The sequence below is a fragment of the Streptomyces sp. AC512_CC834 genome (assembly GCF_019049325.1).
Lineage (GTDB): Bacteria > Actinomycetota > Actinomycetes > Streptomycetales > Streptomycetaceae > Streptomyces.
In genome coordinates, this window is record NZ_JAGMUO010000065.1 from 399,227 (window position 1) to 411,691 (window position 12,465).

Annotated in this window: 14 protein-coding genes; 12 read left to right on the forward strand and 2 right to left on the reverse strand. The window is 73.3% G+C overall.

The features are described 5' to 3' along the window. The first annotated feature begins 2 nt into the window (after nt 1–2). Nucleotides 3–932, forward strand: a complete 930-nt coding sequence (locus KUM40_RS23940; protein ID WP_217168582.1) for an anti-sigma factor RsbA family regulatory protein — start codon at nt 3–5, stop codon at nt 930–932. Between the two features lie 127 nt (nt 933–1,059). Beyond that, on the forward strand, nt 1,060–1,905 hold the full coding sequence (locus tag KUM40_RS23945) for an RNA polymerase sigma factor SigF (RefSeq protein WP_217168155.1): 846 nt from the start codon (nt 1,060–1,062) through the stop codon (nt 1,903–1,905). A 28-nt stretch (nt 1,906–1,933) separates the two neighbouring features. On the opposite strand, the gene KUM40_RS23950 is transcribed toward KUM40_RS23945, so the two are convergent. After that, entirely contained in the window at nt 1,934–2,371 is a 438-nt protein-coding gene (locus KUM40_RS23950; RefSeq protein ID WP_254395525.1) for a hypothetical protein, read from the reverse strand. Between the two features lie 253 nt (nt 2,372–2,624). On the opposite strand from KUM40_RS23950, the gene KUM40_RS23955 reads away from it, so the two are divergent. Both KUM40_RS23955 and KUM40_RS23960 read left to right on the forward strand, forming a co-directional pair. Continuing rightward, a complete protein-coding gene (locus KUM40_RS23955; protein WP_217168156.1) occupies nt 2,625–3,749 on the forward strand; it encodes a peptidoglycan bridge formation glycyltransferase FemA/FemB family protein in 1,125 nt (374 codons plus the stop codon). Between the two features lie 23 nt (nt 3,750–3,772). After that, on the forward strand, nt 3,773–4,480 hold the full coding sequence (locus KUM40_RS23960) for a type 1 glutamine amidotransferase (RefSeq protein WP_217168157.1): 708 nt from the start codon (nt 3,773–3,775) through the stop codon (nt 4,478–4,480). 3 nt (nt 4,481–4,483) lie between these two features. Here KUM40_RS23960 and KUM40_RS23965 read toward each other — a convergent pair whose 3' ends face one another. Beyond that, a complete protein-coding gene (locus KUM40_RS23965) occupies nt 4,484–5,659 on the reverse strand; it encodes a GDSL-type esterase/lipase family protein (protein WP_217168158.1) in 1,176 nt (391 codons plus the stop codon). 192 nt (nt 5,660–5,851) lie between these two features. On the opposite strand from KUM40_RS23965, the gene KUM40_RS23970 reads away from it, so the two are divergent. The 8 genes from KUM40_RS23970 to KUM40_RS24005 all read left to right on the forward strand — a co-directional run bounded on the left by KUM40_RS23970 (nt 5,852) and on the right by KUM40_RS24005 (nt 12,371). After that, the gene (locus tag KUM40_RS23970; RefSeq protein WP_217168159.1) at nt 5,852–6,790 is read left to right on the forward strand and encodes a GlxA family transcriptional regulator; all 939 of its coding nucleotides are present in this window, start codon (nt 5,852–5,854) and stop codon (nt 6,788–6,790) included. Nucleotides 6,791–6,832: 42 nt separating this feature from the next. Continuing rightward, nucleotides 6,833–7,405, forward strand: coding sequence for a DUF488 family protein (locus KUM40_RS23975; RefSeq protein WP_217168160.1), 573 nt, complete (start codon nt 6,833–6,835; stop codon nt 7,403–7,405). Nucleotides 7,406–7,471: 66 nt separating this feature from the next. After that, on the forward strand, nt 7,472–8,422 hold the full coding sequence (locus KUM40_RS23980) for a hypothetical protein (RefSeq protein WP_217168161.1): 951 nt from the start codon (nt 7,472–7,474) through the stop codon (nt 8,420–8,422). 88 nt (nt 8,423–8,510) lie between these two features. After that, the gene (locus tag KUM40_RS23985; protein WP_308401219.1) at nt 8,511–8,849 is read left to right on the forward strand and encodes an SCO0607 family lipoprotein; all 339 of its coding nucleotides are present in this window, start codon (nt 8,511–8,513) and stop codon (nt 8,847–8,849) included. 155 nt (nt 8,850–9,004) lie between these two features. Continuing rightward, on the forward strand, nt 9,005–9,826 hold the full coding sequence (locus tag KUM40_RS23990; RefSeq protein ID WP_217168162.1) for a BlaI/MecI/CopY family transcriptional regulator: 822 nt from the start codon (nt 9,005–9,007) through the stop codon (nt 9,824–9,826). 64 nt (nt 9,827–9,890) lie between these two features. Continuing rightward, entirely contained in the window at nt 9,891–10,754 is an 864-nt protein-coding gene (locus KUM40_RS23995; RefSeq protein ID WP_217168163.1) for a DMT family transporter, read from the forward strand. Between the two features lie 124 nt (nt 10,755–10,878). Further along, complete coding sequence (locus tag KUM40_RS24000) at nt 10,879–11,619, forward strand: GntR family transcriptional regulator (RefSeq protein WP_254395526.1); 741 nt, start codon at nt 10,879–10,881, stop codon at nt 11,617–11,619. Then, on the forward strand, nt 11,616–12,371 hold the full coding sequence (locus KUM40_RS24005) for a sulfite exporter TauE/SafE family protein (RefSeq protein ID WP_217168165.1): 756 nt from the start codon (nt 11,616–11,618) through the stop codon (nt 12,369–12,371). The genes KUM40_RS24000 and KUM40_RS24005 overlap by 4 nt, the downstream gene beginning before the upstream one ends. The last annotated feature ends 94 nt before the right edge of the window (nt 12,372–12,465 follow it).

Consider the following 12,465-nt stretch of genomic DNA (forward strand, 5'->3'; position numbering starts at 1 on the left):
CGGTGACCACGCCGACCACCGACGGGACATTCACCCATCCGGCGCTGTTCTACCGCTCGCAGCGCGAGTACGCCGACCGGACGGTGACGTTCGTACGGGAGGGGCTGGCCGCGGGCGAACCGGTAGCGGTTGCCGTCCCCGGCCCCAACCTGGAGCTGATCAGGACGGGGCTGGGCACGGACGCGCGGGACGTCACCTTCCTGGACATGACCGAGGCCGGGCGCAATCCGGGGCGGATCATCCCCGGCGTGCTCAGGGCCTTCGCCGACGCGCACGTGCGGGAACGGGTGCGGATCATCGGCGAGCCGGTCTGGGCGGGGCGCAGCGCCGCGGAGTACCCGGCGTGCGCCCAGCACGAAGCGTTGATCAACGCGGCCTTCGCGGGCCGCCGCGCGACGATCCTGTGCCCGTACGACGAGACCCGGCTGGACGCGGACGTCCTGGCCGACGCCCTGGTCACCCACCCCACGGTCATCGCCGGGGGGTCCGAGCGGGCCAGCGAGGCGTACGACTGGCGTGCGGTCGTCGCCCGTTACAACGAGCCGCTCGGGCCGGCACCCGACGCCGACGTCCTCGCCTTCGGGGCCGGGGAGCTGCCCGAGGCGCGGCGCTTCGCGGTCGGCCGGGCGGCGGCGATCGGGCTGGCCGGGCGGCGGCTGCAGGACGCGGAACTGGCGGTGGCCGAGCTGACCACCAACAGCGTGGTCCACGGCGGCGGCAGCGGAACGCTGGCGGTCTGGGCCGAGGCGGGAAAGCTGGTGTGCGAGGTCCGCGACACGGGCCGGCTCACGGATCCGCTGGCCGGCCGCCGGCCCCCGGAGCACGGGCAGATCGGCGGCCGCGGCCTCCTGCTCGTCCATTACGTCGCCGATCTGGTGCGGATGCACACGACGGACGAGGGCACCACCATCCGCTTCTACCTGGGCATCTGATGCCCTGTCGGGGACTTCGCCGACCACGGCGTCGCTTCGGCAGGTGTGCGGGGTCTGACCCGGGGTAGGCGACCTGTCGTCGGCCGACAAGGTGACAACGACGACCGATCGACCGGGAGGGCACATCATGACGACGACGACCGCACAGACCACCGAGCACGCCACCACGGACATGCCGGAGATCGCGGACCCGTCCAAGGTGGCGCCCAAGGACGCACGGGAGTTGTCGAAGCTGTTCTTCCAGCAGCTTACGGTGCTGGAGGAGGGCACGCCCGAGCACCAGTACGCGCGCAACACCCTGATCGAGATGAACATGTCCCTGGTCCGCTTCGCGGCCGGCCGGTTCCGCAGCCGTGGGCCGGAGGAGATGGAGGACATCGTCCAGGTCGGCATGATCGGCCTGATCAAGGCCATCGACCGGTTCGAGCTGACCCGCGAGGTCGAGTTCACCTCCTTCGCGGTGCCGTACATCGTCGGTGAGATCAAGCGGTTCTTCCGGGACACCTCGTGGGCCGTGCACGTGCCCCGGCGCCTTCAGGAGGCCCGTGTCCAACTGGCCCGGGCCACCGAGGAGCTGCGCAGCCGGCTGGGCCGCAACCCCACCACCCAGGAGCTGTCGGAGCTGATGTGCCTCCCGGAGGACGAGGTCGTCGAGGCGCGGCTGGCGGCCAACGGCTACAACTCGGCCTCCCTGGACGCGGCCATCAGCGGCAGTGAGGACGGCGAGTCGGCGCTGGCGGACTTCATCGGTGCCGACGACGCCGCCCTGGGGCTGGTGGACGACTTCCAGGCCCTGGCTCCGATGATCGCCGAGCTGGACGAACGCGACCGTCGGATCATCCACTGGCGGTTCGTCGAGGAACTCACCCAGAAGGACATCGGCGAGCGGCTCGGTGTCTCCCAGATGCACGTGTCCCGGCTGATCTCGCGACTGCTGACCCGCCTGCGGGAGGGCATGCTCAGCACGGCCTGAGCCGCGAGCCGCCTGAGCCGCGCCCGGCTCAGGCGGCGGTCGTCTTCCTGGGCCGGCCCCGGGTGCCGCTGAGCGCGTCGACGAGTTGCTCGCGGCTCATCTTCGACCGGCCGGGGATGTCCTGCTCGGTGGCCCGCCGGTACAGCTCGGTCTTGCTCAGCTCCCGCAACTCGCCCCGCTCGGCGGGCGTCCGCCGGGAGGGGGCGGTGGCTTTGTTCCGCGATGCGGGAGCCCGCTCGCCGCCCTTCGCCTGCTCCAGGCTGCCGCGCAGGACCTCCATCAGGTCGACGACGTTGGTGGCCTGCGGCGCCTCCTCGGCGACGGCGGCCTCCTCGCCCTCGGCCTTGGCGCGGACCAGCTCGCGGACCTTCTCCTGGTACGTGTCGCGGTAGCGGGTGGGGTCCCCCTCGCCGCTGAGCGCGTCGACCGGGCTCAGTGCCGTGTCCGGCTCCTTGCCGCGGCCCACCCGTCCCGACCTTGTCCTCGGCGCGCAGCGCGGTCAGGTACTGCCGGTTGAGGTACTCCGTCCAGTCCTGCCACGCTGCCACCCGGCCCACGGCCCCGCGCGCCGGACGGGGCACACGGGTGGGCGGCCGGGTGACAGCGCGCGGATCGGCCGTGGTCGTTGTTCCCTGTGAGGTGCGGGACGGCACGCACGCCTTAAGGACTCGGCCGTCCGCGCGTCCGTCGAGCGAAGCCGAACAGAGGGACACACGCCCATGAGCTGTCACCTGAAGCCGATCACCCGCGAGGAGCATCTGCGCTTCGTCACGGCACGGCCTTCCGTCAGTCACCTCCAGGTCCCCGCGTGGGGTGACGTGAAGCCTCAGTGGCGGGCGGAGAGCCTGGGCTGGTTCGACGAGGGCGGTGAGCTGGTGGGGGCCGGTCTTGTGCTGCTGCGGCCGCTGCCGAGGCTGAAGCGGTACCTGGCCTATCTGCCGGAGGGGCCGGTCATCGACTGGTCCGCGGCGAACCTGGAGCGGTGGCTGGAGCCGATGCTCGCGTACCTGAGGGGCCGCGGCGCGTTCACGGTGAGGATGGGGCCGCCGGTGGTGGCAAGGCGTTGGAGCGCCGACGCGGTCAAGGCGGCGATCGCCGATCCGGGGGCCCGGCGCCTTGGGGACGTGGAGGCCACCGTGCGGGAACCCGGGGCCGACGACGTCGCCGAGCGGCTGCGCCGGATGGGCTGGCGGCGGACCGAGGCGGGCGGCGGCGAGGAGGGCTTCGCCGCGGGACAGCCGCGCCACGTGTGCCAGGTGCGGCTCGCCGGGCGGTCGCTGGAGCAGATCCGGAGCGGCTTCAACCAGCAGTGGCGCCGCAACATCAAGAAGGCGGAGAAGGCCGGCGTCAAGGTGGTCCGGGGCGACCGGGAGGACCTGTCCGTCTTCTACGAGCTGTACGTGGAGACCGCGGAACGGGACCGGTTCGTCCCGCGCCCCCTCGACTACTTCCGGCGCATGTGGACCGCGCTGACGGCCGAGGACCCGGACCGCATGCGCCTCTACCTCGCCCATCACGACGGGGAGGTGCTCGCCGCGGCCACGATGCTGACGGTCGGCGACCACGTCTGGTACTCCTACGGCGCGTCCACCGACCGCAGGCGTGAGGTGCAGCCGGGCAACGCCCTGCAGTGGCGGATGATGTGCGACGCCCACGAACTGGGCGCCGCCGTCTACGACTTCCGCGGCATCACCGACACCCTGGACGAGGACAATCACCTGCTGGGACTGCTCAGGTTCAAGGTGGGGGCGGGCGGAGAGGCCGTGGAGTACCTCGGCGAGTGGGATTATCCCTTGAACAAGGTGCTGCACAGGGCTCTGGCCCTGTACATGTCGCGCCGCTGAGGGCGCGAGGCAGGGGGTGGGTGATGTCGCGGCTGTTGGTGGTGCAGAACCATCGGGGCGGCGGGGCGGGCCGGTTCGGCGACTGGCTGGCCGCGGACGGGCTGTCGTTGGACGTGGTGCACGCGTACGCCGGAGAGCCGCTCCCTGGGCGTTCGGAGCACGACGGCGTCATGGTGCTCGGTGGTGGCTATCTGCCGGACGACGACGCGCGCGCTCCCTGGCTCGCGCCCACCCGGGCACTGGTGGCCGACGCTGTGGAGCGGGGTACCCCGGTCTTCGGGATCTGCCTCGGCGGGCAGTTGCTCGCCCGGGTCGCGGGTGGCACGGTCCGGGGTGAACACGGCGAACCCGAGTTCGGCAGCACCTCGCTGACCCTGCGGTCCGAGGCCGGGGCCGATCCGCTCTTCGGAGGGCTGCCGGCGCGGGTGACGGCGGTCGAGCACCACGTGGACGCCGTCACCGCCCTGCCGCCCGGTGCCACCTGGCTGATGGCGAGCGAGCGGTGCCCGTACCAGGCGTTCAGGGTCGGCGAGCGGGCGTGGGGCGTCCAGTTCCACCCCGAGGCGGGGGCGGACCGGGTGAAGTCGTGGGACGCCGGTCGGATGCGGGCCCGTGGGCTGGACCCGGTGGAACTCACCCGCCGGGCGGAACTCGACGAGCCCGCGGCCGAGCCGGTCTGGCGGGAGGTCGCCCGGCGCTTCGCCGCGGTGGTCTCGGTCGTCGCGACCTGAGGGTCAGCCCTTGAAGGCCCCCTGTCCGGCGAAGGCGAGCCTGGCGAAGCGTTCGCCCATGAGGCGGTGGGTCGCCGCGTCCGGGTGGATGGCGTCGGGCAGGGGCAGGTCGGCGGCGTCGGCCTCCCCGTAGAGCTCGCGGCCGTCGAGGTAGTGCAGGTTCGGGTCGTCCACGGCCCGCACGGCCACGATCCGGGCCAGCTCGTCCCTGATGATGTTCAGGGTCAGCTTCCCGCTCGCGCGCTGCGCCGGGTCACCCGTGGCGACGAACCGCACTCGCCCCTCCGCGAGGCCGGCGAAGTCCGGAGCGAGGGGGCCGGGGGTGTCCTCCTGGACGGGGCACAGGACGGGCGCGACGACCAGCAGCGGGGCGGTGGGGTGGCCCTCGCGGATGGTGTCGAGGAAGCCGTGCACGGCGGGGCCGAAGGCACGCAGGCGCATGACGTCGGCGTTGACCACGTTGATGCCGATCTTGACGCTGATCAGGTCGGCGGGGGTGTCGCGCATGGCCCGTGCGGTGAACGGGTCGAGCAGGGCGCCGCCGCCAAAGCCCAGGTTGACCAGTTCGACGCCGCCGAGTGAGGCGGCGAGCGCGGGCCAGGTGGTGGTGGGGCTCGCCGCGTCGGAGCCGTGGCTGATCGAGCTGCCGTGGTGCAGCCAGACCCTGCGGCCCGGGTCCGGGGCGGGGCCGACGGGGGCGTTGGTGCGCAGGGCGACGAGTTCGGTGGTCTCGTTGTGCGGCAGCCAGATCTCGATGTCCTTGCCGCCCTCGGGCAGGTCCGCGAAGCGGAGGGTGCCGACCGGGCCGGGCTCGACGACCGCGGTGCCGGCGGCCATGTCGATGGTGAGGGTGTTGCCGCCCGTGACACTGCCCCCGCCCGCCGGACGGCCGTCGACGAGCAGGTCGTACACGCCGTCCGGGCGCGGCGGCGCGCCGACGTAGTGACGCTTGGTGGGCAGGGTGTCCAGTTCGAGGGCGGTGGCCCGGGTGCGCAGCACCAGGCGTACGCCGGAGGGCTGGGACTCTGCCATGGCCAGTTGCCCGTCGGTGTTCTGCGCGCGGGCCCGGGCGGGCAGCCGGTGGGGCAGCAGGCCGTGCTCGGTGCGCTCCAGGTCGAGGGCGCCCCGCAGGAGGTTCGGGGTGAGGGGCGTGGTGATCCAGTCGTCCTCGGTGTTCATGTCGCCTCCGGCGGTGGTGCGTCTCGCTGCGTCGCGTCTTCCTTCACCGATTGTGCATTAGCCTAATCGCATTAGGCAAATCACTCGCGCCGACAGGAACCCGGTTCAGCTTCATGTGGCAGGAGTGACGGCTTTCAACGGGAAAACGCCACAGCCGCGGATCGGCGTCCCGCGGCGAGGTACTTTCCGGCCATGCACACCGTCGCCGTTCTCGCGCTCGACCGGGTGATCCCGTTCGACCTATCCACCCCGATCGAGGTCTTCACCCGGACCCGGCTCCCCGACGGCCGCCCCGGCTACCGGATCCGCGTGTGCGCCGAGCGGCCCGAGATCGACGCGGGCGCGTTCACGCTGCGCGCGCCCTGGGGACTGGAGGGGCTGCGGGACGCGGACACGATCATCGTGCCCGGTACGGCCACCGCCACCGACTCGCTCTCCCCCGCTGTCCACGACGCGCTGCGCACGGCCGCCGGCAACGGCACACGCATCGCGTCCATCTGCTCGGGCACCTTCCCACTGGCCGCCACCGGGCTGCTCGACGGTCTGCGCGCCACCACCCACTGGATCGCCGCCGACGCCCTGGCCGGCGCGCACCCGGAGGTCGAGGTCGACCCGGACGTCCTGTACGTCGACAACGGGCAGATCCTCACCTCGGCCGGGGCCGCCGCGGGTCTTGACCTGTGCCTGCACATGATCCGGCGCGACTACGGCTCGGCGGTCGCCGCGCACGCCGCCCGGCTGTCCGTCATGCCCCTCGAACGCGAAGGCGGTCAGGCGCAGTTCGTCGTCCACGACTACACGCCCGTGCCCCGCGGATCCGCCCTCGAACCCCTGCTCACCTGGCTGCGCGAGAACCTGGCCCGCGACCTCACCCTCGCCGACATCGCCGCCCACGCCGGGGTGAGCACGCGGACGCTGATCCGCCGCTTCCGGGAGCAGACCGGCAGCACCCCGCTGCAGTGGCTCCACCGTGCCCGGGTCCGCCAGGCACAGCACCTGCTGGAGACGACACCGCACTCCGTGGAGCGCATCGCCGCCCAGGTCGGCTTCGGCTCACCCACGGCCTTCCGCGACCGCTTCAAGCGCACCACCGGTGTCAGCCCGCACGCCTACCGGCGCACCTTCGCCTGACGGCAGAGGCATGAGCGCAGGCAACACGGGGACCCCGACCACATGTCCCAGCCTCATCTGGTCACGTTCGGGCACGGCGCCGCCGGCCGCGCGGAGCTGGCCGGACTGCTGCGCGGTGCCGGTGTCACCTCCGTGGTCGACGTCAGGACCGCCCCCGGCAGCCGCCGCGACCCCGACCTGCTGCGGGACCGGCTGCAGGAGTGGATGCCCGAGGAGGGCCTCGCCTACCGTTGGGAGAGGCGGCTGGGCGGGTTCCGCAAGCCGGCGCCGGACTCGCCCGACGTCATCTGGCGCAACACGTCGTTCCGTGCGTACGCCGGACACACCCGCTCGCCGGAGTTCGTCGCCGCCATGGACGAGTTGCTGGCGCGGGCGGCACTGGAACGCACCGCGGTCATGTGCGGGGAGGCCGTGTGGTGGCGCTGCCACCGACGCCTCATCGCCGACTTCGCCGTGCTGGCCCGTGACATGCCCGCGGACCACCTGATGCACGACGGCCGCCTGACGGCCCACTCCCCCACCCCGGGCGCCCGGCTGCGGACGGACGGCCTGCTCGTCTACGACGACGAGGAGGCGGCGGCGCGGTCGCCCGCGCCGAAGTCCGGGCGGTCGTAGCGGTCGTAGGGGGCTCAGTGAACGTGGTGATCGCAGTGATCGTGGCGAGGACGGAGGCGGAGAGTCATGCAGCGCAAGGGCGGGCGCCGTCGGGAGACCGGCGGGCACGAGGCGGGAGCGGTCGAGCAGGTCCTGGACGAGCTCTACAGCACGCCGCCGTCCGGCTTCGTCTCCCGCCGTGAGGAAGGGGCCGCGGCCGCCAGAACGGCCGGTCGCGAGGAGGACGCCCGCCGTATCCACGCCGCCCGCCGGCCCACGCTCGCGGCCTGGGCGGCGAATCTGCTGGCGCGCGCCCGGCCGGAGGAGACCCGGGGGTTCCTGGAGCTGGGGCAGGCACTGCGCGAAGCCCACCGCACCCTGGACGCCGCAGGACTCAAGGAACTCTCGGCGCAGCGCAGGCGCATCGTCTCCGCCCTGTCCCGGCAGGCCGCACAGCTCGCGGACGAGGCCGGGCACCGGCTCTCGCAGGCGGCACAGCGGGAGGTCGAGTCGACCCTGCGCGCGGCACTCGCGGACGCCGGCGCCGCGGACCAGTGGGCCGGGGGCCGCCTGGAGGTCTCCCTCACCCCGCCCTCGGCCTTTCCCCCGGGCACCGCACCGGCCGACCCCGCACCACCCGAATCGGCTCCGCCCCGGAAGTCCCCCCGCCCCGCGTCCGGCACCCGGGCCGGGGACGAACTCGCCGAGCGGCGCCGCAAGCGGCGGGAGGAACTCGCGCGGGCCGAACAGGAGGCCGAACGTGCCTCGCGGCAACTGCGCGACGCACACGCGGAGCAGGCGGACGCGCGGGAGTCGCTCCGGCGGGCCGACGACGAACTCGGCCGCTTCCGTGAGGCGGTGGCCGCCGCCGAGGAGCGGCTGCGTGCGGCACATGAGGACCTGGACCGGGCCGAACGGGAACGGCGGGAGGCCGGGGAGCGGGACCGTACGGCCGCGGACGCGGTGTCCGGGGCCGAGCGTGAGGCGCGGGCGGCCGCGCGCCGGGTGGACCGTTCGGCCGCCCGTGCCGGGCAGTAGGGCTCGTCCGATTGAGTACCCGTACTCATGAAGGGCTTCCCCCCGTCGGGGGAGGATTGCCATACCAGCCATCCACAGGGAGCCAACCGTGCGTACCAGCAAGCGAGTTCACCGATCGTCGAGCGTGCGCGCCGGCCGCACCACACCGTCCGTCCGCGGCCTCGTCCTGGCCTGCGTGGCCGCCTCGGCGGTCCTGGCCGGCTGTTCCATGCAGGAGGCGAGCTGCGGCGGTGGCGAGTACCCGGTCATGACCATCGGCGGCACCGGCAGCGCATGTGTGCCCAACGACGAGGACCCGCCGGAGGGTTACACCCGCTACCCCGAGGGCAAGGTCCCGGAGCACGTCGGTGACGAGTGGGACACCTACTGGCAGACACACACCGTCGACAAGGACGGCAAGGTCGTGGAGGTGCCCGAGGGCGGGTGACCGCCGGGTCCCCGTGCTCCGAACACACGCACTGGGTTGCGGCGGCACATACCATGGTGGCGGCCATACGTGGTATACCGGCTCGGCAGCGAACAGGACAACAACTGGGGCTGCCCGTCTGCCTTCACGGCCGCGAATCGAGGAGAGTCAACACCATGTCCGAGAGCACGATGCAGTCCGCCACCGAACTGGCGTCGCAGTACAGCGTCCAGGTGACCGACGACCTGGAGCGCAACGTCAAGGAGCAGGAACGTGTCAGCGCGGAGATCACCGCCCTCCAGCAGCAGTTGGCCGCGCTCCAGCACGACCACGGCCTGCTGGTGAACATGCAGCAGGCCCTCGGCATCACCTCCCCGCCGACCCAGTCCGTCACCGCACCGGAACGCGCTCCCGTGACCGGGACGGCCGCAGTGCCCGCGCCGCGCGACAGCGCCGCCGCGGAAACGGCGACGGGCAGGCGGACGCGGAACAAGAGGGCCGCCGCCGCGCCCAAGCGTGCCGCCGCCCCGAAGCCGGGCGCCAAGCCCGCGTCGAAGCCCGCGGCGAGGAAGGCCACGAAGACGGACGCGAAGCCGGCCGCCAAGTCCGTCGCCAAGACGGACGCGAAGCCGGAGGCGAAGAAGGCCACCAAGACGGACGCGAAGGCCGCCGGGAAGCCGGCGGCGAAGAAGGCGCCGGCACCGGCCGCCGCCCGGCCCACCCTGGTCGAGCTGGTGCGCAACCACCTCACCGAGCAGAGTGAGCCGCGCTCCGCCGCCGAGGTCACCACGGCGCTGGGCGAGGCCCACTCCGGACGCACCGTCAAGACCACGGTCGTGCGCACCACGCTCGAGGGACTCGTCGCCAAGAACCAGGCCCAGCGCACCAAGCAGGGCACCTCGGTCTACTACACCGCCACCGCCACCGACGCCACCGCGCCCAAGCCGAAGCCGGACACCGCGGCCGAGGCGGCCCCGGCCGCGCGGAGCGGTAGCTGAGCACACCCGTACCCCGGACGCGGTGCGGCGCGCGGCCGGGGGGAAACGGGGTGAGTATCGGTGGATGGGTGTCGTCCTGCCGGTCCTCTTCGCACTCCTCGCCGCGTTCAGCAACGCGCTGGCCACCGTGCTCCAACGGCGTGCCGCGCTGAGCGTGCCGCAGTCCCAGGGGTTCCGCCCGGGGCTCGTCCTCGACCTGTTGCGGCGGCCCGTGTGGCTCGGCGGCATGCTGGCCGTCGTCGTGGCCGGCGTGGGGCAGGCGGTCGCGCTGGCGACGGGGCCGCTGTCACTCGTACAGCCGCTGTTCGTGCTGGAGCTTCCGCTGGCCCTGCTGCTGGCCTCGCTGCTGACCGGCAACCGGCTGCCGGAGGTCATGTGGCTCGCCGTCGGCGCGGTGGTCGTGGGGCTCGGTGTCGCGCTGGCCTCCGCCGCGCCGGGGGGCGGCAAGGCCGACGTGCCCCTGGACCGCTGGGTGCCCGCGCTGGCGGCCTGTGGCGGGGCGGCCGTGCTGCTGGCCGCGGCGGGCCTCAGGCGCCCCGTCGGCAAGGCCCGCGCCGGGTGCATCGGCGCGGCCACCGCGGTGTGCTACGCGCTGACGGCCGCTCTGATGAAGGACTCCATGCGCGTCCTGAGCGCCGACGGCGTGCTCGGCTTCCTGACGGCCTGGCAGACCTACGGCTTCGCCGCGGTGGGTGTGTGCGCCGTGCTCCTGCTGGAGCACGCCATGCAGGGCGGCCCGCTCGTCGCCTCCCAGCCGGCCCTCACCCTGGGCGACGCGACGGTGAGCCTCCTGCTCGGTGTGGTGCTGTACCGCGAGGACGTGCGCGGCGGCTGGTGGGTCGTGCCGCAGTTGCTCGGTGTGGCACTGATCGTCGTGGGGGTCCTCAACCTGGCCCGGCGCGGCGCGGATCTGCGCACCGCGCAGTGAGCGTCCCGCGGGCCGGGTGGCGAAGTGCACGCCGCTCCCAACGAACCCGCAGGTCAGTCGTTTTCGCAGGTCAATGAGGGTGGCGTAACGTCGGCGAAACATGGTTCGGGCTACCGTGGGCGGCATGGACCACCACGTGGGACGGCCGCGCGCCGAGCGGGCCCGGCAACTGGCCGATGTGCTGCGGCAGCAGATCACCGACGGCGCCTTCGCCGACGGCGTGCTGCCGGACGAGCGGCTGCTGGGCCGCCGGTTCGGCGCTTCGCGCAACGCCGTACGGGACGCGCTGGCCCTGCTGTGCCAGGAGGGGCTGATCACCCGGCGGCGCGGGGTCGGGACGACGGTGGCGCTGTCGAAGTACGGTCACGGTCTTGACCGGCTGACCGGCCTGGGCGAGGAGCTGACCGGGCGCGGCACCGTGACCAACGAGGTGCGGGCCGCAGAGGAGGTGCCCGTCCTGCCCGCCGCGATCGCCGCCCGGCTGGACGTGCCGGCCGAGGCGGGCGGCGTGTACGTGGAGCGGCTGCGATGGCTCGACGGACTGCCGTTGTCGCTGGACACCAGCTATCTGACCGCGGACATCGGCCGTGCCGTGCTCGTCGGCGACCTGGCGGACCGGGATGTGTTCGGCCTGATCGAGGAGGCCGCGGGGGCCCGGCTCGGGCGTGCGGAAGTGGCCGTGCACGCGGTCAACGCGGACCCCGGCACGGCTGAGCTGCTGGGGATCGGGGCGGGGGCGGCGGTGTTCGCCCTGGAGCGGTTGACGCGACTGGCGGACGGCCGGCCGGTGGACGTGGAGTCGATCCGCATCCGCGCGGACCGGATGACCCTGCGCTCCACGCTCCACCGTGGAGGGCCGGTGTGAGCGTGCCCGTGCTGATCGCTCTGGGGCTGCTGGGGCTGGTCGGCGGGGTCGGCATCACGGCCGTCGGGCCGGGCGGGGTGCTGCCCACGATCGGTCTGTTCGCCCTCACCGGCCTGACACCGGCGGAGGTCGCCGGGACGGCCGTCGTCACCCATGTCGCCACCGGGGCCCTCGCCAGCGCCGCCTACACGCGCTCCGGGCAACTGCGCGAGCCCCGGACCCGGCGCACGGCGCTGGTCCTGGCCGTGAGCGCCGTCGCCGGTACCCCGCTCGGCGTCATGGTCAACTCGTACGTGTCCAAGCGGATGTTCGGGCTGGTGCTCGGTGTGTTCGTGGCGACAGTGGCGGGCCTGGTGTGGTTCCGCGAGCGCCGCGGCACGGCCACTTCGCGGGCACACCCCACTACGGCGGTGGTGGCCGGGCTGGGGTTCGCGGTGGCCGTCGCGGCCGGGATCGTCGGGATCGGCGGACCGATGCTCACGGTCCCGCTGCTGGTGGCTCTGGGCGTGCCCGTACTGGAGTCCCTCGCCTCGGCCCAGGCGCAGTCCGTCGTCATCGCCGGTGTGGGGACGCTGGGTTACGTGGCCCACGGGGCCGTCGACTGGCCGCTTGCGGTGCTGGTCGGCGTCCCCGAGCTGGCCGGGGTGCTGCTGGGCTGGCGGATCGCGCACGCGCTGCCCACGCGCCATCTCAAGTACGCCCTGATCACGACGCTGTTCGCACTCGCCCCGTACCTCGCCCTGCACGGCTGACCGCGAGGGCGTGCTCCGCTCCTTCCCTCCGGGGCCGGGGCGAGGGCCGGGTGCTGGACGCCGACGAACCGGGGCTCGGACAAGATGCCCGAAG